Source organism: Rhodococcus sp. PML026 (genome assembly GCF_000963615.1).
In the GTDB taxonomy this organism is placed as follows: Bacteria; Actinomycetota; Actinomycetes; order Mycobacteriales; family Mycobacteriaceae; genus Rhodococcoides; species Rhodococcoides fascians.
In genome coordinates, this window is record NZ_KQ031373.1 from 1 (window position 1) to 20070 (window position 20070).

Sequence of the window (20070 nt, forward strand, 5' to 3'; positions counted from 1 at the left end):
TGAACTTCGTGCACGCATACAAAACTCCCCGGTAGTCGGAACTGAATTACTCAGTCCAACTTCCGGGGAGCTGTGCACCGCACTCTGACCGACTGAATCCCGCATTGATCCGAACCCGGGTCGCAAGCAAGAGGGCAGAGGCAGGCAGCACTCAGTGGCTTTCGGACATTCCTGCGCGTTTTTCGAGTTCGACGAGGACGTGTTCAGCGATTTTGGTGGGCGGCGGGCCGATGTCGACGACGATGGCGTTCTCGTCGTCGCCGAGGGGTTCCAGTGTCGAGATCTGGGTGTCGAGCAGCGAGGACGGCATGAAGTGGTCCATCCGTGCGTTGAGACGTCCGCTGATTCGGTCCTTGGTTCCGGCCAGGTGCACGAAGATCACCGGCGCCCCGTCCCTGGCCCCTGCGCTCAGTACGTCCCGATACGACCGTTTCAGTGCCGAGCACGTCACGATTCCCGATCGTCCCGTGCTGGTGTGGTCGGTGATCCACTCGGCGATGATGTCGAGCCACGGCCATCGGTCCTCGTCGGTCAGGGGCTGACCCGACGCCATCTTCGCGACGTTGGCGTCCGGGTGCAGGTCGTCGCCCTCTTGCAGATCCCACTTCAATGCTCCGGCGAGGATGCCCGCCACCGTGGATTTTCCCGATCCGGACACTCCCATCACCACGAGAACCGGATGGTGCGCTCTGCCTGTCTTCTCTGCTGCCATGCCTAGATACTGCTCCATCCGGTGCATCGGGATCGGACAGACGCGAGAAACCGGGCAACCCGTGGGACGATCGATCGGACATGACCGAGACCAATGATTTTCGCCAACTCCACGATTCGGTGCTCGACGAGCTCGGGCGCGACATCGTGAGTGGCGCGATCCCGAGTGGCACCCGAATCTCTGCCGACGACGTCGCCGTGCGGTTCGCCGTATCGCGAACCGTGGTACGCGAGGTCGTTCGTGTTCTCGAGTCACTGGGCCTGCTCACCGTTCGGCGACGCGTCGGCATCACGGTCCTGGGTTCGCAGAACTGGAACTCCCTCGACCCGGTGGTCATCCGCTGGCAACTGGCCGGTCCTGCCCGCGCCGAGCAGCTTCTGCTGCTCAGCGAACTGCGCTCGGGTATCGAGCCTCTGGCGGCCAAACTCGCTGCCCACCGAGCCACCCCCGAGCACTGCGGGGCGCTGACCGCGGCGGTTATCGGAATGTCGTCGACGTCGCGGTCCGCGGACTCGGAGGCCTACCTCGAACACGACTGCAACTTTCACCGCACGCTGCTGGAGGCGTCGGGCAATCCCATGTTGCGGTCGATGTCGGACATCGTCGTCGAGGTACTCGCCGGACGCACCCGCCATGCCTTGATGTCGCGGCAAGCAGACCCCGAGGCCATTCGGTTGCACGGAGTGGTCGCGTCCTCGATCCAGTCCGGTGACGCCGACGCCGCCCAACGAGCGATGTTGGCCATCGTCACCAAGTCCGCGAGGTCGATGTCGGCTGCTTCCGGTGTGACGCCGTCGCCCGGTCTGGTTCCCGACCAGCAGTGATGCACCGGGCGCACGAAGCCAGGTACGCCGAGACGAGGTTCATCGCCTAGATTCGACGCGTGACTGCTCTCGAATTGCCGCTCGAACTTCGCCGCGCACTCGTCGGAGTCGCTCGGACTCCGCGTTTGCTCGTCGCGTCCGATTACGACGGAACCATGGCTCCGATCGTCTCCGACCCGCAGAAGGCCTTTCCGCACCCCGAGTCCGTCAGCGCCATGCGCGGGCTCGCCTCCCTCGCCGGCACCAACGCTGCGGTCATCTCCGGCCGCGCTCTTCGCGATCTCGCGATCCTCTCGCGATTGCCGTCCGAGGTGCAGCTCGTGGGCAGCCACGGCAGCGAGTTCGACGCCGGGTTCGTCAACGCCATCGACGACGACGCCAAGAAGCTCCTCACCGTCATCACCGGCGAGCTCCAAGCCATCGCCGACGCCCATCCGGGCGTGAGTATCGAAACCAAGCCGGCCAGCGTCGCACTGCACGTGCGCAACGCCGAGACTGCTGCGGGCGTAGAAGCCCTGGCCGCCGTGCGTTCCGGTGCTGCCGCACGCGACGGCGTCCAGGTGACCGAGGGCAAGTCCGTCATCGAACTGGCCGTCATCATCACCGACAAGGGCGTCGCCCTCGATATCCTCAGGCATCAGGAAGCCTCCACTGCTGCAGTCTTTTTCGGCGACGACGTCACCGACGAGAAGGCATTCGGCCACCTGCACGGCCCCGACATCGGGGTCAAGATCGGACCGGGCGACACCCTCGCCGAGTTCCGCATCGACAGCACCGAGCACGTGGCACTGGCCTTGGCGTTCCTGCTCGAGGAGCGTCGGCAGTGGCTCTCCGGAGCCGACGCTCCGCGCATCGAACGACTGACGATGTTGGCCAGCCCCAACGCCGTCGCGCTGCTCACTCCCGATGCCGACGTCACCTGGCTCTGTCACCCCGAGCCCGATTCGGCAGCGGTGTTCGCGCACCTCCTCGGCGGCGATCAGGCCGGACACTTCAGCATCGGACCCGTCCGCGCATCGCTTCCGTTGAGCCAGCAGTACGTGGACGGCACGATGACCGTGCAGACCAAGTGGGCCAGCCTGCAGGTCACCGACTACCTGCCGCACGACATCGGCCAGGGCCAGACCGCGCTGACCCGCGTCATCACCGGCAAGGCACCGGCCATCGTCACGTTCGCGCCGCGTCCGGAGTTTGGAAAGGCTTGGGCGTCACTGGAACCCGACGTCGACGGACTGCGCATCCTCGGCACCGCGGACCCGATGGTCCTGCGCAGCCCCGGTGTCACCTGGAACATCGTCTCCGACGGATCCCAGCAGTCCGCCCACGCCGAGGTCGAACCGTCGAACGGGCCGATCGTTCTCGAATTGCGGCTCGGCACAGACGATCTGAGCGAGCACCCGTGGCCCGAGGTCGAACGGCGTCGAGCATCGGAGTCGTACTGGAAGGACTGGGCCGACGGCCTGAATCTGCCGCCGCTCAAGCGCGATCTGATGAAGCGGTCCGCCCTGACTCTGCGCGGGCTCGTGCACTCCGAGTCCGGCTCGATCATGGCCGCCGCCACCACGTCATTGCCCGAAGACATCGGTGGAGTGCGCAACTGGGACTACCGATACTGCTGGCTGCGCGACGCAGCATTGACCGCGACCGCATTGGTCGACGTCGGATCGACAGCCGAGGCCGAGAACTACCTCTCGTGGATTCACGGGGTACTCGAATCGGCGTCGGGACCCGAACGCCTGCACCCGCTCTACACCATCTGGGGCCTGGGCCTGCCGCCCGAGGCCGTCATCGACGAGCTGCCCGGCTACGCCGGATCGCGTCCGGTCCGCGTGGGAAACGCTGCCAATCAACAGGTTCAGCTCGACGTCTTCGGCCCCATCGTCGAATTGGTGTCCGCCCTCGCACACGCCCGCAAAGCCGCGGGGTCCGAGAACGGCCTCTCCGACGACGACTGGGACCTCGTCCGTGCGATGGTCGAAGCCGTCGAGCGACGCTGGTTCGAGCCCGATCACGGCATCTGGGAAATCCGAGACAATCCCCGCCACCACGTCTACTCGAAGGTGATGGGCTGGACGACGGTGGACCGCGCCATCGGTCTGGCCGAAACATTTGGTCGCACAGCCGAATCGAGCTGGTCCGAGCTTCGTGACACCATCCGAGAAGAAGTGCTCGCCAACGGCTGGAACGACGAGGTGCAGTCCTTCACCGCCGCATACGACGGCACCGACCTCGACGCGGCGACGCTGTACATCGGCCTGTCCGGACTGATCGAGCCGTCGGACCCGCGTTTCGCAGCCACCGTCACTGCAACCGAAGCCGAACTGCGCAGTGGATCGACGGTCTACCGCTACCGCCACGACGACGGTCTGCCCGGCGGCGAAGGCGGATTCCACCTGTGCGCAGCGTGGCTCGTCGAGGCATACCTGCTGGTGGGCCAACGCGCCGAGGCCGAGGCTCTGTTCGCTCAACTCGTCAGCGCCGCCGGACCGACCGGACTGCTCAGTGAGGAATACGACCCGATCGCCGAACGGTCGCTCGGCAACCACCCCCAGGCCTACAGTCACCTGGGTCTGCTGCGTTGCGCGAGATTGCTCAGCGCTCAGCCTGCATGACCCCCCGCCCCGCCTCGCGCACCCGGTTCACTCCTCCCCAGTTGGGATCAATGCGCCTTTGTTGCACTCAGACTGACTGAAACCCACATTCATCCCGAACGGGGTTCCAGCCGACACTGAATGAATGTGGCTTTGTTGCACTCTGAGTGACTGAAACCCACATTGATCCCAAATGGGGCGCAAATCTGGAGTGAGCGCGCGAGGGTAGCTGGTCAGGCAATTGCGGGCGGTTGATCCGGCGGCGGTGCTGCGGTGCGGCCGCGGAAGAGTTCGGTCGGGAGGGTTTCGGCGGCGACGATGCCCGAGTGCGAGGACGAGAGCACCAGTTTGCCTGCGCGGCGGCCTTTTTCCTCGGCGTCCTGGCGCACGGTGGTCAGGTTCTCGCGAATGGCGTCGGAGATGCCGTCGAATCCGGTGACCGAGAGTTGGCTCGGCACATCGATTCCCGAGACTCTGGCGAAGTTGAGTGCACCGATGGCGATGACGTCGGTGGTGCAGAGCAGTGCGGTGGTCTCGCGGTTGGCCTGTAGTGCCTGGGCTGCGGCGGAGTGGCCGGAGCGCACGGTGTGGTCGAATCGTTCGACGACGGTGAGGGTGTCGGGGTCGAGTCCGGCGTCGATCATCGCGGCCTGGACGCCGGCGATCCGTTCACGTTGGACGTGGAAGTGACTGTCGGCCAGCCGCCCGGGGGGTACGACGCCATCGCGGCGGTCGCGTCCGAGCCGCATGCACAGCACTGCAAGATGTTCGTGTCCCAGCGAGATCAGATGTGCGGCGAGCATTTTCATGGCGACGCGGTCGTCGATTGCGACGAGGGCGGCCTCGGGGATGTTGCGGGGTTGGTCGCACACGACGATCGGTAGGTGTCGTTCGCGCACTGCGGCCAGGTAGGGGTCGTCGTCGGCGACGGAGTAGACGACGAATCCGTCGACTCCTGCTTGTTGGACCACAGCGGCAGCTTGCACGTCGTCGCGTTCGGCACCGGCGGGAATGAGCAGCAGTCCTTGTCCTGCGGCCTCGCAGGATTCGGCGAGACCGGCGAGGAAGCTCATGGCGGCGGGGTCGCGGAAGGAGTAGCTGAGGGCTTCGGTGAGCAGTAGTCCGATGGCTCCGGCTTTGCGGGTGCGCAGCGATCGCGCGACCGGGTCCGGGCCTGCGTAACCGCGTCGCTTGGCTGCCTGGAGGACGCGTTCGCGCAGTTCGGGCGAGAGTTGATCGGGTCGGTTGTAGGCGTTCGAGACGGTGGTTCGCGATACCTTCAGCTCGGCTGCGATCGACGCCAACGTCGCTTGACGTCGGGGTTCGCTTGACCTGGCCATAACCGGGACGTTAGTCCCACACCACGCTGCAGAGAAAATCGAGGTTGGACTCGTCCGATTCGATACCGAGGCTGCTCGAGAGCTAGAGTACAACGGTAACGGTTTCCATTAGCGTCAAGCCCTGCCTTCAGGAGTACATCGATGTCGTCCTTCCACCGCCCGTCTCGGGTCAAGAGCTCGGCCCTCATCGGCCTGACCTGCGCTGCCGCACTGGCACTGACCGCATGCAGCTCGAACGAGCCGACGAGCACCGAGTCCGCTCCGGCCAACCCCGTCGACGGTCCGATCACGATCGTCGCGTCCACGAACGTGTGGGGCAGCGTGGCCGAGGCCGTTGCGGGCAACCTGGCCACCGTGAAATCGATCATCGCCGACCCCTCGGCAGATCCGCATTCGTACGAGGCGAGCCCCGGTGACGCCGCCGCGGTTGCCGAGGCGTCGCTGGTGGTCTACAACGGCGGCGGCTACGACCAGTTCATCGAGGACATCCTCGGTTCCGAGGGCAAGGACGTGCCGTCCGTCGATGCCTTCACATTGCTCGACGCGGACCACGATCACGACTCCGAGACGACGTCCGAGGCAGCAACAGAGTCCGCAACCGAGCCCGCGGCAGAAGACGGCCACTCGCACGGTGAGGTCAACGAACACGTCTGGTACAACGCCGAGGTCGCAGCGCACACCGCCGAGGAGATCGCCGACAAGCTCGGCCAGCTCGACCCGGACAACGCCGCGCAGTACACCGCCAACGCCGAAACGTTCCATGAGCAGATCCACGCCATCACCGACGTGACGGACCGGATCGCCGCCCAGTTCCCGAACGCACCGGTGGCCCAGACCGAACCGATCGCGCACTACCTCCTCGAGGAGTCCGATCTCGACGACCGCACTCCCGAGGACTTCAAGGACGCCATCGAGGAGGGCAACGACCCGTCGCCCGCATCGATCGCCTCGACACGGGATCTGTTCACGTCCAAGTCCGTCCGCGCGCTGGTCTACAACACTCAGACCGAAGACGCTGTCACACAGGACATTCGCACCACCAGCGAGGCTGCCGGCATCCCCGTCGTCGAGGTCACCGAAACTCTGCCCGCCGGGATGACGTTCATCGAGTGGCAGACCAAGGCCGCGACGGACCTGCAGGCCGCGCTCAGCACCAACCCGTGAGCCGATCCGCCTCCCGAACGGTGGGCAGCTGATGGAAAGCTGTAACGCATGCCTGCTGTAGAACTGCGCGATGCCGGACTGGCCTTCGGCGACCGCACACTCTGGCAGAACCTGGATCTGTCCGTCGCGGCGGGCGAGTTCGTCGCCGTCCTCGGCCCCAACGGGTCGGGTAAGACGTCGTTGCTCAAGGTGCTGCTCGGTCAGAACCACCTCACGTCCGGCACCGCGTCGATCGGCGGCAGTCCCGTTCGCCGCGGCCAGTCGGGCGTGGGGTACGTCCCCCAGCAACGCAACATCGACGACGATCTGCCGCTACGCGGACGCGATCTCGTCGGTCTGGGCTGGGACGGCCACAAATGGGGCATGGGACTGCGCGGCATGCGGCAGCGCAAGGAGACGGTGCAGCGCGCCATCGATCAGGTCGACGCCAATTCCTTCGCCGGCGCACCGGTCGGCTCGATGTCCGGTGGTGAACAGCAGCGACTGCGAATTGCCCAAGCACTTGTCGGCGATCCGTCGGTACTGCTGTGCGACGAGCCCCTGCTCAGCCTCGACCTCGCCAACCAATCGTTGGTCTCGGGCCTCATCGATCGCCGACGGCGGGAGCACGACACAGCCGTGCTGTTCGTGACGCACGAGATCAACCCGATCCTTCCGCTCGTCGACCGCGTCGTCTACATCGTCGACGGCCGGTTCCGGATCGGGACTCCCGAGGACGTCATGACCACCGAGGTGTTGTCCGAGCTGTACGGCACCGAGGTCGAGGTGCTGAAAGTTCGCGGCCGGCTGGTCGTCGTCGGAACCGGCGACTCGATCGATGCGCTCGGCTCGGCCGGTGCCCACCACCCACCCGTACCGCACGACGGAGAAGACAAGGCATGAACGAGAAGGTTCTCGACGCATTCTCGAAGATGCTCGACTTCGACACCACGGCGAATCTGCTGAGCTACGACTTCGTTCAGCAGGCGTTGATCGCCGCTGCCATTCTCGGATTGCTCGCCGGCGCGCTCGGACCGCTCATCGTCAGCAGGCAGTGGGCCTTCGCGGTACACGGATCGAGTGAACTCTCCCTCACCGGTGCATCCGCTGCGCTGCTCGTCGGCATCACCGTCGGGCTCGGTGCCATCGTCGGATCCGTCGTCGCCGCGGTGATGTTCGCCCTGCTCGGCAACAAGGCCCGCGACCGCGACTCGGTCATCGGCGTGATCATGTCGTTCGGCCTCGGCCTGTCGGTGCTGTTCATCTGGCTGTACCCGGGCCGAACCGGAACCAGCTTCTCGTTGCTCATCGGCCAGATCGTCGGCGTCGGACAGAGCGGAATCCAGCTTCTACTGGTGTGCGCCGTTCTGGTGCTGATCGTGCTCACCGTGGTCTACCGTCCACTGCTGTTCGCCAGCACCGACCCCGAGGTGGCACTGGCCCGCGGCGTGCCCGTCCGTGCACTCTCGGTCGTGTTCGCCGTACTCGTCGGTGTTGCCTGTGCGCTGGGCGTGCAGATCGTCGGTGCGCTGCTGGTGCTCTCGCTGCTCATCACCCCGGCCGCGGCGGCTGCGCGAGTGACGGCCAGCCCGCTCAAGGCGACGCTGCTGTCCATCCTGTTCGCCGAGATCGCCGCTGTCGGTGGCATCTTGCTCTCGCTCGCCCCGGGCCTCCCGGTCTCGACCTTCGTCACGACCATCTCGTTCGTCATCTATCTTCTCTGCCGAGCTGTGGGAGCTACTCGCAAGGCCAATTCCGGACGGCTCGTCGCCGCCTAGACTGTCCAGGGTGACGGCCATCGATCTCAACGCCGATCTCGGCGAAAGCTACGGTGCGTGGACTCTGGGCGACGACGACGCCATGCTCGCGGTGGTGTCCAGTGCCAACGTCGCGTGCGGCTTTCACGCCGGTGATCCGACCACGCTGCTGCGCACGTGCCGCTCGGCTGCGAACGCGGGCGTGCGGATCGGGGCTCAGGTCGGCTATCACGACCTCGCCGGATTCGGCCGACGCTTTCTCGACGTCGCCCCCGCAGATCTCACCGCCGACGTCGTCTATCAGATCGGCGCACTCGACGGCCTTGCCCGAGTGGCCGGTTCGGCCGTCGCGTACGTCAAACCACACGGGGCGCTGTACAACGCGATCGTGCATCATCGCGAGCAGGCGAAAGCGGTCGCCGAGGCAGTGGCCGCCTACGACCCGCGTCTGCCGGTTCTCGGGCTCCCCGGTTCGGCATTCCTCGAAGAAGCCGAACGCGTCGGGTTACGCACGGTCGCAGAGGCTTTCGCCGATCGCGCCTACACCCCACAGGGAACACTGGTCTCGCGCACGGAACCCGGAGCCGTGCTCGGCGATCCCGAGGTGGTCGCCCAGCGGGTATCGACGATGATCACCGACGGTACGGTCGAAGCGGTGGACGGCACGACGGTCGAAGTCCGCGCCGAATCGATCTGCTTGCACGGCGACTCCCCCGGCGCGGTGGCGATGGCGAATGCCGTGCGGGACCTGTTGCGCGTCAACGATATCGACATCAGTCCCTTCGTCTGATGCGCCTCCTCCCCGCAGGCGAGAACGCGCTGCTGGTCGAGTTCTCCGACCTGCCCGAGACCATGTCGTACCACCGCTCCATGGTCCGCCAACGGCCGGACGCGGTCGTCGATCTGGTTCCTGCCGCCCGCACCGTCCTGGTGATCTTCGACGGGGCACCGGCACCGATACTCGAGTGGGTCGCGGCGCTGACACCCGCTGCCGACGACCCCACTGCCGCATCCGAGGCGGTCACGATTCCCGTCTCCTACGACGGCGCAGACCTCGACGACGTCGCCCGCCTGACGGGCCTGTCCGTCGCCGAAGTGGTTGCAGCGCATACGGAACAGACCTGGACAGTCGCGTTCGGCGGCTTCGCGCCCGGCTTCGGCTACCTCGTCGGCACCGACACCCGACTGCACGTGCCGCGGCGGGATTCACCGCGCACCAGCGTCCCGGCAGGCGCAGTGGGTCTGGCCGGTAAGTTCTCCGGCATCTACCCGCGGTCCTCGCCCGGGGGATGGCAGCTCATCGGGCGCACGGACGCGCAATTGTGGAACCTCGACCGCGATCCACCCGCACTGCTGAGCCCCGGCACCACCGTCCGATTCGAGTCGACATGAAGGCCCTGACCGTCCTGCAGACGGGTCCGCTGTGCACCGTCCAGGATCGTGGACGACGTGGCCACGCGGCGGTGGGCGTCGGACGATCCGGTGCAGCGGACCTTCGTTCACACGATGCGGCAAACCGTCTGGTGGGCAACGACTCCGGTGCCGCCACCCTGGAAGTGACGTTCGGTGGCCTGCAGGTCCGAACCGAGTTCGACGCCGTCATGGCCGTCACCGGAGCGCACGTGATCTGCCGCGTGGACGGCACCGTGCAGGGACTGCATTCGACGCTCGTGGTCCGAGCCGGGCAGGAGTTGACTCTGTCGCCGCCCTCATCGGCTCTGCGCAGCTACCTCGCCGTCCGGGGAGGCATCGACGTCCCGTCGGTTCTCGGCAGCAGATCGACGGACACGATGTCGGGCCTCGGGCCCGCTCGGCTCTCCCCCGGGACGGTGCTCCCGGTCGGCGACGCCACAGACCATTGGCCTGCAACGGATTTCGTAGTACCGACCCCGCTCGAGCAGACACTGCACATCACGTTCGGCCCACGCGAGGACTGGTTCACCGAGCATGCTCGATCCATTCTGCTGGAGCAGCCGTGGACGGTCACGCAGGATTCGGATCGCGTCGGCATCAGGCTCGACGGCGCGGAGCCCTTGACCCGCGCGGTCGACGACGAATTGCCCAGCGAGGGAATGGTTCTCGGGGCGCTACAGGTGCCACCGTCGGGACAGCCGGTGTTGTTTCTCGCCGACCATCCCGTCACGGGCGGTTATCCGGTTATCGCCGTCGTGACTGCGGCCGATGTGTCCGCCGCTGCGCAGCTGACCCCCGGAACGCAGATACGGTTCCGCGCTATCGGTTGATCCCGGCCGCACACGACCTCACACCCGTTTTCTCGACCTCACACACCCATTCGAGCGATAGCAGGGCTGTGCGGTTCAGCCTCGACGCTGACGCGCGATGTCGGCCAGCACGACGCCGGCAGCGACGGAGGCGTTGAGCGATTCCACCGGCCCGGCCATCGGGATCGACAGGATGTGGTCGCAGGTCTCGCTGACCAGACGCGAGAGGCCCTTGCCCTCGGACCCGACGACGATGACGACCGGCCCCTTACCGTCGAAGGTGTCGAGGTCGGTGTCGCCGCCTGCGTCGAGGCCGACGACAGTGACGCCCTTGGACTGCCAATCCTTCAGTGTGCGAGTCAGATTGACCGCCCGCGCAATGGGCAGTCGGGCTGCGGCACCGGCGCTGGTACGCCATGCCACCGCCGACACGCTGGCGCTGCGACGCTGCGGAATCACGACGCCGTGGCCACCGAACGCGGCCACCGAACGTACGACGGCACCGAGGTTGCGCGGGTCGGTGATGTTGTCGAGCGCCACGAGCAGTGCGGGTTCCTGGTGCGTGCGCGCGTTCGAGATCAGATCGTCGGGGTGCGCGTAGCGGTACGGCGGCACCTGCAGGGCGAGGCCCTGGTGCAGTCCGTTGGCGCTGAGCTTGTCCAGATCGGAGCGGGGAACTTCGAGGATGGAGATCCGTGCGTCGCCTGCGCGCTGCACGGCTTCCTTGAGTCGATCGTCACTGTCGGTGCCGACGGCAACCCACAGGGCGGTGGCGGGCACGCCTGCACGCAGGCACTCGACGACCGGGTTGCGCCCGAGTACCACCTCGGGACCGTCTTCGGCCTTGCGTCCGGCCGGACGTCCACCCGCGCGGCCTCCGGTGGTACCGCCGCGGTTCTGCGCGGACTTCTCGGCGAGCTTGGCCCGACGCGCTGCGGGATGCTTGGTGCGCTCGGAGGCGGGGGGCGTTGCGCCGCGGCCCTCGAGGCCCTTACGACGCTTGCCTCCGGATCCGGCGACCTGCCCCTTCTTGGTGCCGTCCTTGCGGATTGCGCCGCGCCTACTCGAATTGCCTGCCATCACAAACCTGCTTCGTCGGTCTTGCTCGTACCCAGCGACCATTCGGGCCCATTGGGTGTATCTGTCACATCGACTCCGGCCTGCGCCAGTCGATCGCGTATCTCGTCGGCGACGGCCCAGTCCTTGGTCGCCTTCGCCGTTGCTCGACGCTCCAGCTCGGCCTCGACGAGAACGCCGAGTGCACCGAGAGCTGCTGCGTCCGAACCACTGTCACTCGACCAGTGCGGATCGAGGGGGTCGACACCGAGGATGTCGAGCATGGCCCGCACGCTGCCCGCATGCTCCACGGCTGCCGGTAGGTCACCGGACTCGAGGGCGGTGTTGCCGAGGGTGACGGTGGCGTGAATTTCGGCCAACGCTTTGGGAACTCCGAGATCGTCATCGAGAGCGGCGGCGAATCCGGCGGTCCACTTGCCCATCGGCACGTCACCGGCGCGTTCGACGGCTCGCCGGACGAATCCTTCGATTCCCCGGTACGTCACCGCCGCGGTCTCGAGCGCAGTGTCGGAGTATTCCAGCATCGAGCGATAGTGCGCGCCACCGAGGTAGAACCGAAGTTCTTGCGGCCGAACCTTTTTGAGCACGTTGGGTACCGAGAGGACGTTGCCGAGAGACTTGGACATCTTCTCGCCGCCCATCGTCACCCAACCGTTGTGCAACCAGTAGCGCGAGAAGCCGTCACCTGCAGCCATGGATTGGGCTCGCTCGTTCTCGTGATGCGGGAACACGAGATCGAGACCGCCGCAGTGGATGTCGAAGTCCGGACCGAGGTAGGTCTCCGCCATCGCCGAGCACTCGAGATGCCAGCCGGGACGGCCTGGGCCCCACGGCGTCGGCCACGAGGGCTCGCCGGGCTTGGCACCCTTCCACAGCGTGAAGTCGCGAGGATCGCGCTTGCCCTCGGCAACGCTCTCGCCCTGGTGTACGTCGTCGAGCTTGTGACCGGACAACGCGCCGTAACTCGGGAAACTCTGTACGTCGAAGTACACGTCTCCGCACGAATCGGCATACGCGTGCCCACGCTCGATCAGCCGCTCGATCATCTGGACCATCTGAGTGATGTGGCCCGTCGCACGCGGCTCGGCGGACGGCGGCAGCACACCGAGCCGGTCGTAGGCCCAGGTGAACGAACGCTCGTACGTTGCCGCCCACTCCCACCACGGACGACCGGCGTCGCGCGCCTTGTTCAGGATCTTGTCGTCGATGTCCGTCACGTTGCGAACGAAAGCGACGTCGTAGTCGTGTGCCGACAGCCAGCGACGCAGGACGTCGAACGCCACTCCGCTGCGTACGTGGCCGATGTGAGGCTCACCCTGCACCGTTGCCCCACACAGGTACACCGATACATGGCCAGGGACCAAGGGGGTGAATTCCCGCAGGGCCCTCGTCTCGGTGTCGTGTAGGTGAAGGGTCACGACCAGCAATGCTACCGGTGGTTTTACCTCGTCATGACAAGTGCGGTCGCGACGGCCGCGATTCCTTCGCCGCGACCGGTCAGCCCGAGCCCATCGGTGGTGGTCGCGGACACCGACACCGGGGCACCGAGCACACCCGAGAGAACGTCCTGCGCCTCGACGCGACGCGGTCCGATCTTGGGCCGATTACCGATGATCTGCACCGCAGCGTTGCCGACCGCAAACCCGTCGGCGTCGAGCAATCGTCGTACCTCGGTCAGCATCGCGGCTCCACTGACCCCGTCCCACTCCGGACGCCCGGTGCCGAAGACCGACCCCAGATCGCCCAGGCCCGCAGCGGACAGCAGGGCATCACACAGCGCGTGGGCGGCGACGTCGCCGTCGGAGTGGCCCTCGAGACCGTCCGCGTCCTCGAAGAGCAGTCCGGCCAGCCAGCAGGGTCGGCCGGGAGCGATGGGGTGGACGTCGGTACCGATGCCGACTCTCATAGGAGCGCCTCTGCCAGTAGTAGGTCGTGCGGAGTGGTGATCTTGAATGCGAGCGCGTCGCCGACGATGGTGTGCACCGTCTCGCCTATCCGCTCGACCAGTCCCGCATCGTCGGTCGAGATGTCGGTAGCTGCGGCATAGGCACGACGCAGGACGTCGGCGTCGAAGCCCTGCGGGGTCTGGACCGCACGCAGACTCGCGCGATCGGGCGTGCCGACCACTGCGCCCATGAGGTCGACTTCCTTGACGGTGTCGACGACGGGCAGCACCGGGATGACCGCTGGTCGTCCCGCTCGGACCTCGGCGACGACGCGGGCGATCAACGCGGGCGGGGTGAGAGCGCGAGCGGCGTCGTGGACCAGCACGACGGAAGCGCCTCCGATGACGGCGAGACCGGCGCGCACCGAATCGGTGCGTTCGCGGCCGCCTGCCACGACGATGACGTCGTCGCCGACGAGCCCGCGGGCCGCGTCGAGCAAGTCGACGGGCACGATGACGACGATGCGGTCGACGGCACCCGAGGCACGCAGTCCGTCCACGGACCGCGTGAGAAGAGAGTCGGTACCCAGACAGACGAAAGCCTTCGGCTCGTCGTGTCCGAGCCGAAGGCCTTTACCTGCTGCGGGTACCAGGGCGACAACGTCGCCGGCGGTACCGTTCACGCTACGAAGCTGCTCATTCTGCGAAGCTGCACACTCTACGAAGCGGTGGCGAGAACTTCGTCGAGCATGGTGTCGGCCTTGGCCTGGTCGGTTCCCTCGGCCAGTGCCAACTCGCCGACGAGGATCTGACGCGCCTTGGCGAGCATCCGCTTCTCGCCTGCCGACAATCCACGATCCTGCTCGCGACGCCAGAGATCACGAACGACCTCTGCCACCTTGTTCACGTCACCGGAAGCCAGCTTCTCCAAGTTGGCCTTGTAGCGACGCGACCAGTTGGTGGGCTCTTCGGTGTGCGGTGCGCGCAGCACCTGAAAGACTTTGTCGAGGCCTTCTTGCCCGACGACATCACGAACGCCGACATACTCGGCATTGTCCGCGGGGACTCGAACGGTGAGGTCGCCTTGCGCGACCTTGAGAACCAAGTACTCTCTCGGTTCACCCTTGATGGTGCGTGTCTCTATCGCTTCGATCAGCGCCGCTCCGTGATGGGGGTAAACGACGGTGTCTCCGACCTTGAAAATCATGTGACAAGTGCCCCTTTCGATTTATCCAGAATACCACGCCCAATATCAACGGCGCAGGTCAGGGGCACAGTGCTGCCGAATCAGGGGTTGACACAGACCGTTCGACGTGTATCCGATGCCACATTTCGGCCGCGGTCGTAACACCCCCGTTCCGTGCGGAAGGCTGCCCTACCTGGCGCATCGTGAGCAGTGGCGGACCCCACGAGCGGTCGGTGGACGAGAACTACTACTCTGCCTAGTGGACGAGATGGACCGAGCCGGCCCGGCACCACATGGAGGACGACCGAAGTGACTGCAATCGACACTGCGACACCGCTTGGCCGCCATCGCAGAACGGCCGCCGCCCTCGCGCTTCTCGCTGGTGGCACCCTCGTACTCACCGCCTGCGGCGCAGGTCAGATCTCGCAGACGGCCACTCAGGTCGCGGCGGTCAACGGCAATTCCGTCGACGTCGGAGACATCCAGCTTCGTAACGTGCACGTCGTGTACCCCTCCTCCGAGGAGTACAGCATCGAGCCCGGCGGCACCGTCGAGCTAGGGTTCACGGCCATCAACGCCAACCCCGCCGTGGCGGACGAGCTGACCGGGATCTCCTCTCCCGAGGCTCAGGTCACCATCGTCGACGAGGCAGAACCGGGCAGCACCGAGATCGCTCCGCTGACCGCGCTCGGTGCCGGATCACCCGCCGACACGCAGCTGGACGATCCTCTGCTTCCGATCCAGCTCATCAAGGTCGAGATGGCCGACATCAGCGAGAACGTGCGCCCGGGCCTGACGCTGCCGGTCACCTTCGAGTTCGCCAATGCGGGCGATGTTGTCGTCAACGTCCCCGTCGACGCCGGTCACGAACTCGAGCGCTCCGAAGAGGCAGTCTCCGAGCACAGCGGCGGGCACTGACCCCTCCGCACGAGGTCACCGGACCTGTCGGTGCCGATCGTTAGGCTTCCGACGTGGTCAAACTGAAGTCGAGCTACCGCTGCTCCGCGTGTCGTCATTCGGTCTCCAAGTGGGTCGGTCGGTGTCCCGAATGCGGCGACTGGGGCTCTATGGACGAGGTCCAGGCCACCGCGGCACCGCTCACGTCGCGCGCAGGTGCATCGGCGCTCCGCTCGGGCGGCGGTGCCATGATCCCGACGACGCCCGCAGCTGCACTGACGACCATCAGCAGCGCAACCTCGCAGGCGAACACCACCGGCATCGACGAGTTCGATCGTGTCCTCGGCGGCGGTCTGGTCCCCGGTTCGGTCGTTCTGCTGGCCGGTGAGCCGGGCGTCGGCAAGTCGACGCTGCTGCTCGAGGTGGTGCATCGGTGGGCGCGTTCGGCTCCCGATCGCCGCGCGCTCTACGTCACCGGCGAGGAATCGGCAGGGCAGGTTCGGCTGCGGGCAGACCGTACCGGCGCGGTGCACGAGCGCGTCTTTCTCGCCGCCGAGTCCGATCTGGCAACCGTGTTCGGACATGTGGAACAGGTCAAGCCCAGCCTGTTGATCGTCGATTCGGTGCAGACGATGCTCGCCGCCGACGTCGACGGCGTCATCGGCGGTGTCACTCAGGTCCGCGCCATCACCAGTGCGCTGACCACGCTGGCGAAGACCACCGGAGTCGCCGTTCTGCTCGTGGGGCACGTGACGAAGGAAGGCGCGGTGGCAGGCCCGCGCTCGCTCGAACACCTCGTCGACGTGGTCCTCAACTTCGAGGGCGACAAGCACTCCACTCTGCGCATGATTCGCGGCGTCAAGAACCGGTTCGGTGCCTCGGACGAGGTGGGCTGCTTCGAGTTGCGGGAGACCGGAATCGTCGGCATCAGTGACCCGTCCGGGCTGTTCCTGCATCACCGCAACGACGCCGTCCCCGGAACCGCCGTCACCGTCACGATGGACGGCAAGCGGCCGCTGCTGGCCGAGTTGCAGGCACTGATCGTCGACACCGCCATGCCGTCACCGCGACGTGCGGTCAGCGGACTCGATCACGCCCGTGTCGCGATGATTCTGGCCGTCCTGGAACGCCGGTGCGGGGTGAAGGTGTCCAAGGCCGAGGTCTATGCCGCGACGGTCGGCGGGATGCGCACGAGTGAGCCATCCGCAGATTTGGCTCTGGCAGCTGCGGTGGCGTCGGCGGTGCGTGATCAACCGTTGCCCGCAGGAATGGTGATTCTGGGGGAAGTGGGGCTCGCCGGCGAGGTACGACGCGTCGCCGGGCTCGGGCGCCGCCTCGCCGAGGCAGCCAGACTGGGGTTCAACTACGCCATCGTCCCCGAGGACGCGGGCCCCATCCCGCCCGGCATCAAGGTCAAAACCGTCACCAACGTCGGTGAGGCCCTGACCTACACGCGTATGCGGCCGGTATGACACCGGGCGGTACCCTTTACGGCGCTGCCCGTGTGCAACGGCGTGGCCCGCATTCGGCGGCGCGTTAGTCTTTGTTGGGCACGAGCTCCAGATCTGCCGCATGCCGTTACGACACGAGGGGGTTGGCCATGGAAGGCGCCGCGCAGTCCCCGGCGTTACGCGAGACCATCGCTCGACTGGCACCGGGCACCGCCCTGCGGGACGGTCTCGAACGAATCCTGCGCGGCCGCACCGGCGGATTGATCGTCCTGGGCTACGACGAAGAGGTCGAGGCCATCTGCGACGGCGGGTTCGAGCTCGATGTCGAATTCGCGCCGACACGACTGCGCGAGCTGTCGAAAATGGATGGCGCAGTAGTGCTTTCGACCGACGGGCAGCGCATCGTTCGGGCCAATGTTCAGCTCGTCCCGGACCACAAGATTCCTACCGTCGAATCCGGCACCCGACACCGCGCGGCCGAGCGAACCGCGATGCAGACCGGGTATCCCGTTGTCTCCGTGAGCCAGTCGATGAGCATCGTCAGTGTCTACATCAGCGGCATCAGGCACGTCGTCGAGGGCTCCGCCACCATTCTTTCGCGCGCCAATCAGGCCGTCGCCACGCTCGAGCGATACAAGGCCCGGCTCGACGAGAACACGCGTCAGCTCTCGGTCGTGGAGATCGAAGATTTCGTGACCCTGCGCGACGCGTTGACCGTCGCGCAGCGCCTCGAGATGGTGCGACGGGTGTCGGTGGAAATCGAGCAGAACGTCCTCGAGCTCGGTACCGACGGCCGTCAGCTGGCTCTTCAGCTCGAAGAGTTGTTGGGCGACAACGACATCGACCGTCAACTGATCGTGCGCGACTATCTCGCCGGCAACGAACCGTCGAGCACCACCGGTGTGGAGAAAGCGCTCGCGGCGCTGGACAAGCTGACCGATGTCGACCTGTTGGACCTGACGACTCTGTCCCGGGCATTCGGTTATCCCGCGACCATCGAAGCGTTGGACACCCCGATGAGCCCGCGCGGTTATCGCGTACTGACGCGAGTGCCGCGGTTGCAGTTCAGCCAGATTCACCGACTCGTGGGCGCATTCGGCACTTTGCAGGGCCTGCTGGCCGCCACCGCCGCCGATCTGCAGTCGGTCGACGGCATCGGCGGCCTGTGGGCCAGGCACATTCGTGAGGGACTGTCGCGATTGGCAGAGGCCTCGATCTCCGGGCCCTACGACTAGGAAGCGCCACGACCGTGACCCGGGACCACTGGGAGAACCGGTAACCCCTACCGCTTCTTGGTCCCCGGGAGGAAACCAGCGTCGATCACGGCTTTCACGTAGGGCCGTGCGCTCGTGATCAGTTGCTCCGCATCCGGAACGGTCTTCCACACTGCCGAAGCCATGGCGTCGGTGCGCTCCTCGATGTGCCGATCGAGAGCGGTGCCGGCCTCGGTCAACGTCTCCCCCTCGGCAGAAGTGGTGAGCAGTCCCCGGACGGCGAGTCGTTCTGCAGCCGAATCCCATTCGGTCTCGGACCACTGTCGCGTCAGCTGTGTGATGCGCTTGCCGAGTGCTCGGCGTCCGGGCTGCGGTGTCGGGCGGACGGCTTCGTGGAACACCGCTGCTTCCGCGGGGTCGAGTTCCGCGTCGATCAACGCGGCGAGGTGGCCGTCGCCCCGCCATTCACGCAGCACGGTGATCGAATGCCACAGGGCGAGATGAGGCACGTCGGGTCGTTCGGTGGAATGCCATGCTGCTGCGAGAGGACGGCCGGCGAAGGACGCCGCGTCGCCGATTCTGCGCAATCGCTCCGCGATGGTCGCGAGATCGGGCTCGGAGGCCAAGGAACCCAATGCTGCGCCGAGGACGGAGTCGAGCAGTGCCCACCGACGATCGGACACTGCATCCAGACCGACGGCCACAGCGGCCGGCCACGCCTGCTCGATCAACACCGGGTTGAAGTTGTAGAAAGCTGCCGCGACGACGCTGGGCGCGCACGGACCCATCGGCGCGGCCCGTGCGCCCACGTACCAGGCATGACCGTCGAGTCCGGTGTCCTCGTACGCAGATCCGAGTTCAGGATTGAAGTACGCGGTCACATGGAAGGGTTCGAGCGTCGTGTAGGCCGCTCGGGCAAGCGCTGTCGGGGTGGTCATGAGGTTCGACCGTACTCAGCCGGTGATGTTGAACGGTTCCGGCACGCTCTTGAGCTCGCCGAGCTGCGCGATGGCCTGGTATGCACCGACGCCGACCGGGACGCGCTCTTCACCGCAGCCGGGAACCGAGTTGGTGCCCGACCACTTCACCGTGAAGCCGGCCTGCTCGCCGGGCTTGAAGGTTCGCAGATCCGACGCAGCGTTCGGGAAGCAGTCGATGTTGGACCAGATGCGCTGATTGTCGAGCGTGTAGACGAGCGCCTGCTGCAGCCCGGCACCGACGTCGCGCTGGCACTCCGCTGACCCGATGTTGGTGATCACGACGGTGAACACGGGCTCTTCGCCGAGGCGATAGGTGGCCTTCTCGGGCGTCACCTTGATGGCGAGGGACTGATCCGGGCACTGGTTGGCGATCGCCGGAGCGGGCGCACCACTGGTCGTTGCTGCTGTCGTGCCACCTCCGGCCGCGGAGTCGGTACCGCCGCCCGAACCACCGGACCCACCGGAACCGCCCGATCCCTCACCCGAACCACCGGAGCCACCCGAACCACCGGGCGTGGCAGACGAGCTGGGCGACGGCAGCGCGGACGTGGTCGCCGGAGCTGCGACCCCGGCCGGAGCGGCCTCGGGGTCGTCGGAACGACCGCTGAGCGAGGCGATGAACCACACGATCAAGCCGAGGACGACAACGGCCGCACCGATGGCGAGTGCGCGGCGTCGCCAGTAGATTTCGGGAGGCAATGGCCCGGTCGGTTCCAACACGAATCAACCGTATGCGGCCGAAGCCACGCTATCCCTGAGCCCACGCGGCGTGTCGCACCGGCGAACGGGCT

General features: G+C 66.3%; 20 protein-coding genes. 11 read left to right on the plus strand and 9 right to left on the minus strand.

The genetic code is table 11. The annotated features are described in order from the left end of the window. Positions 1–151 precede the first annotated feature (151 nt). Positions 152–712: a gluconokinase gene (locus VF34_RS10555; RefSeq protein ID WP_032364969.1), complete on the minus strand. Its 561-nt coding sequence runs from the start codon at positions 710–712 to the stop codon at positions 152–154. An 80-nt stretch (positions 713–792) separates the two neighbouring features. Here VF34_RS10555 and VF34_RS10560 point away from each other — a divergent pair, with 80 nt between their 5' ends. Together VF34_RS10560 and otsB are read left to right on the plus strand one after the other, a co-directional pair. Then, the gene (locus VF34_RS10560) at positions 793–1536 is read left to right on the plus strand and encodes a FadR/GntR family transcriptional regulator (RefSeq protein WP_027494331.1); all 744 of its coding nucleotides are present in this window, start codon (positions 793–795) and stop codon (positions 1534–1536) included. A gap of 59 nt (positions 1537–1595) precedes the next feature. Beyond that, positions 1596–4148, plus strand: coding sequence for a trehalose-phosphatase (gene otsB / locus VF34_RS10565; RefSeq protein WP_045841403.1), 2553 nt, complete (start codon positions 1596–1598; stop codon positions 4146–4148). A gap of 212 nt (positions 4149–4360) precedes the next feature. Here otsB and VF34_RS10570 read toward each other — a convergent pair whose 3' ends face one another. Next, the gene (locus VF34_RS10570; protein ID WP_032373663.1) at positions 4361–5467 is read right to left on the minus strand and encodes a LacI family DNA-binding transcriptional regulator; all 1107 of its coding nucleotides are present in this window, start codon (positions 5465–5467) and stop codon (positions 4361–4363) included. Positions 5468–5608: 141 nt separating this feature from the next. Here VF34_RS10570 and VF34_RS10575 point away from each other — a divergent pair, with 141 nt between their 5' ends. Genes VF34_RS10575 through VF34_RS10600 form a run of 6 tightly spaced genes read left to right on the plus strand, consistent with a single transcriptional unit; the run spans position 5609 to position 10610 of the window. Continuing rightward, on the plus strand, positions 5609–6631 hold the full coding sequence (locus VF34_RS10575) for a metal ABC transporter solute-binding protein, Zn/Mn family (RefSeq protein WP_032373662.1): 1023 nt from the start codon (positions 5609–5611) through the stop codon (positions 6629–6631). A 48-nt stretch (positions 6632–6679) separates the two neighbouring features. Further along, the gene (locus tag VF34_RS10580) at positions 6680–7513 is read left to right on the plus strand and encodes a metal ABC transporter ATP-binding protein (RefSeq protein WP_027494335.1); all 834 of its coding nucleotides are present in this window, start codon (positions 6680–6682) and stop codon (positions 7511–7513) included. Then, a complete protein-coding gene (locus VF34_RS10585; protein WP_032373661.1) occupies positions 7510–8388 on the plus strand; it encodes a metal ABC transporter permease in 879 nt (292 codons plus the stop codon). Before VF34_RS10580 ends, VF34_RS10585 begins: the two co-directional genes overlap by 4 nt. A gap of 10 nt (positions 8389–8398) precedes the next feature. Further along, entirely contained in the window at positions 8399–9157 is a 759-nt protein-coding gene (locus VF34_RS10590) for a LamB/YcsF family protein (RefSeq protein ID WP_032373660.1), read from the plus strand. Next, complete coding sequence (locus VF34_RS10595; RefSeq protein ID WP_032373659.1) at positions 9157–9759, plus strand: 5-oxoprolinase subunit B family protein; 603 nt, start codon at positions 9157–9159, stop codon at positions 9757–9759. The genes VF34_RS10590 and VF34_RS10595 overlap by 1 nt, the downstream gene beginning before the upstream one ends. Continuing rightward, entirely contained in the window at positions 9756–10610 is an 855-nt protein-coding gene (locus VF34_RS10600; RefSeq protein ID WP_032373658.1) for a 5-oxoprolinase subunit C family protein, read from the plus strand. Before VF34_RS10595 ends, VF34_RS10600 begins: the two co-directional genes overlap by 4 nt. 75 nt (positions 10611–10685) lie before the next feature. Here VF34_RS10600 and rlmB read toward each other — a convergent pair whose 3' ends face one another. The 5 genes from rlmB to VF34_RS10625 are packed head-to-tail and all read right to left on the minus strand — an operon-like array spanning position 10686 to position 14758. After that, on the minus strand, positions 10686–11669 hold the full coding sequence (gene rlmB, locus VF34_RS10605; RefSeq protein WP_032373657.1) for a 23S rRNA (guanosine(2251)-2'-O)-methyltransferase RlmB: 984 nt from the start codon (positions 11667–11669) through the stop codon (positions 10686–10688). Then, positions 11669–13084: a cysteine--tRNA ligase gene (gene cysS, locus VF34_RS10610; protein ID WP_032373695.1), complete on the minus strand. Its 1416-nt coding sequence runs from the start codon at positions 13082–13084 to the stop codon at positions 11669–11671. The genes rlmB and cysS overlap by 1 nt, the downstream gene beginning before the upstream one ends. A 23-nt stretch (positions 13085–13107) precedes the next feature. After that, positions 13108–13572 (minus strand): 2-C-methyl-D-erythritol 2,4-cyclodiphosphate synthase, encoded by a 465-nt coding sequence (gene ispF / locus VF34_RS10615; RefSeq protein ID WP_027494342.1) that lies wholly within the window; start codon positions 13570–13572, stop codon positions 13108–13110. Then, positions 13569–14234 (minus strand): 2-C-methyl-D-erythritol 4-phosphate cytidylyltransferase, encoded by a 666-nt coding sequence (gene ispD, locus VF34_RS10620; protein WP_032373656.1) that lies wholly within the window; start codon positions 14232–14234, stop codon positions 13569–13571. The genes ispF and ispD overlap by 4 nt, the downstream gene beginning before the upstream one ends. 35 nt (positions 14235–14269) lie before the next feature. Continuing rightward, positions 14270–14758 carry a CarD family transcriptional regulator gene (locus VF34_RS10625; protein ID WP_027494344.1) on the minus strand — a complete coding sequence of 163 codons (489 nt, stop codon included), beginning with the start codon at positions 14756–14758 and terminating at the stop codon, positions 14270–14272. A gap of 288 nt (positions 14759–15046) precedes the next feature. Between VF34_RS10625 and VF34_RS10630 the strand changes: the two genes are divergently transcribed. The 3 genes from VF34_RS10630 (at position 15047) to disA (ending at position 18320) form a co-directional block, all read left to right on the plus strand. After that, the gene (locus VF34_RS10630) at positions 15047–15655 is read left to right on the plus strand and encodes a copper chaperone PCu(A)C domain-containing protein (RefSeq protein WP_032373655.1); all 609 of its coding nucleotides are present in this window, start codon (positions 15047–15049) and stop codon (positions 15653–15655) included. 53 nt (positions 15656–15708) lie between these two features. Further along, positions 15709–17106 (plus strand): DNA repair protein RadA, encoded by a 1398-nt coding sequence (gene radA / locus VF34_RS10635; RefSeq protein ID WP_032373654.1) that lies wholly within the window; start codon positions 15709–15711, stop codon positions 17104–17106. Between the two features lie 128 nt (positions 17107–17234). Next, the gene (gene disA, locus VF34_RS10640) at positions 17235–18320 is read left to right on the plus strand and encodes a DNA integrity scanning diadenylate cyclase DisA (RefSeq protein ID WP_027494347.1); all 1086 of its coding nucleotides are present in this window, start codon (positions 17235–17237) and stop codon (positions 18318–18320) included. 47 nt (positions 18321–18367) lie between these two features. Here the strand turns inward: disA and VF34_RS10645 are convergent, their stop codons facing one another. Both VF34_RS10645 and VF34_RS10650 read right to left on the minus strand, forming a co-directional pair. After that, positions 18368–19237: an SCO6745 family protein gene (locus VF34_RS10645; protein WP_032373653.1), complete on the minus strand. Its 870-nt coding sequence runs from the start codon at positions 19235–19237 to the stop codon at positions 18368–18370. Positions 19238–19252: 15 nt separating this feature from the next. Continuing rightward, on the minus strand, positions 19253–19999 hold the full coding sequence (locus VF34_RS10650; protein ID WP_027494349.1) for a hypothetical protein: 747 nt from the start codon (positions 19997–19999) through the stop codon (positions 19253–19255). Positions 20000–20070: the final 71 nt, after the last annotated feature.

What these genes read in the sequence shown, in the direction of transcription:
- VF34_RS10555 (WP_032364969.1), bottom strand. Translation starts at nt 712, where the DNA reads ATGGCAGCAGAGAAGACAGGCAGAGCGCACCATCCGGTTCTCGTGGTG.
- VF34_RS10560 (WP_027494331.1), top strand. Translation starts at nt 793, where the DNA reads ATGACCGAGACCAATGATTTTCGCCAACTCCACGATTCGGTGCTCGAC.
- VF34_RS10570 (WP_032373663.1), bottom strand. Translation starts at nt 5,467, where the DNA reads ATGGCCAGGTCAAGCGAACCCCGACGTCAAGCGACGTTGGCGTCGATC.
- VF34_RS10575 (WP_032373662.1), top strand. Translation starts at nt 5,609, where the DNA reads ATGTCGTCCTTCCACCGCCCGTCTCGGGTCAAGAGCTCGGCCCTCATC.
- VF34_RS10580 (WP_027494335.1), top strand. Translation starts at nt 6,680, where the DNA reads ATGCCTGCTGTAGAACTGCGCGATGCCGGACTGGCCTTCGGCGACCGC.
- VF34_RS10585 (WP_032373661.1), top strand. Translation starts at nt 7,510, where the DNA reads ATGAACGAGAAGGTTCTCGACGCATTCTCGAAGATGCTCGACTTCGAC.
- VF34_RS10595 (WP_032373659.1), top strand. Translation starts at nt 9,157, where the DNA reads ATGCGCCTCCTCCCCGCAGGCGAGAACGCGCTGCTGGTCGAGTTCTCC.
- VF34_RS10600 (WP_032373658.1), top strand. Translation starts at nt 9,756, where the DNA reads ATGAAGGCCCTGACCGTCCTGCAGACGGGTCCGCTGTGCACCGTCCAG.
- rlmB (WP_032373657.1), bottom strand. Translation starts at nt 11,669, where the DNA reads ATGGCAGGCAATTCGAGTAGGCGCGGCGCAATCCGCAAGGACGGCACC.
- ispF (WP_027494342.1), bottom strand. Translation starts at nt 13,572, where the DNA reads ATGAGAGTCGGCATCGGTACCGACGTCCACCCCATCGCTCCCGGCCGA.
- VF34_RS10625 (WP_027494344.1), bottom strand. Translation starts at nt 14,758, where the DNA reads ATGATTTTCAAGGTCGGAGACACCGTCGTTTACCCCCATCACGGAGCG.
- disA (WP_027494347.1), top strand. Translation starts at nt 17,235, where the DNA reads ATGGAAGGCGCCGCGCAGTCCCCGGCGTTACGCGAGACCATCGCTCGA.
- VF34_RS10645 (WP_032373653.1), bottom strand. Translation starts at nt 19,237, where the DNA reads ATGACCACCCCGACAGCGCTTGCCCGAGCGGCCTACACGACGCTCGAA.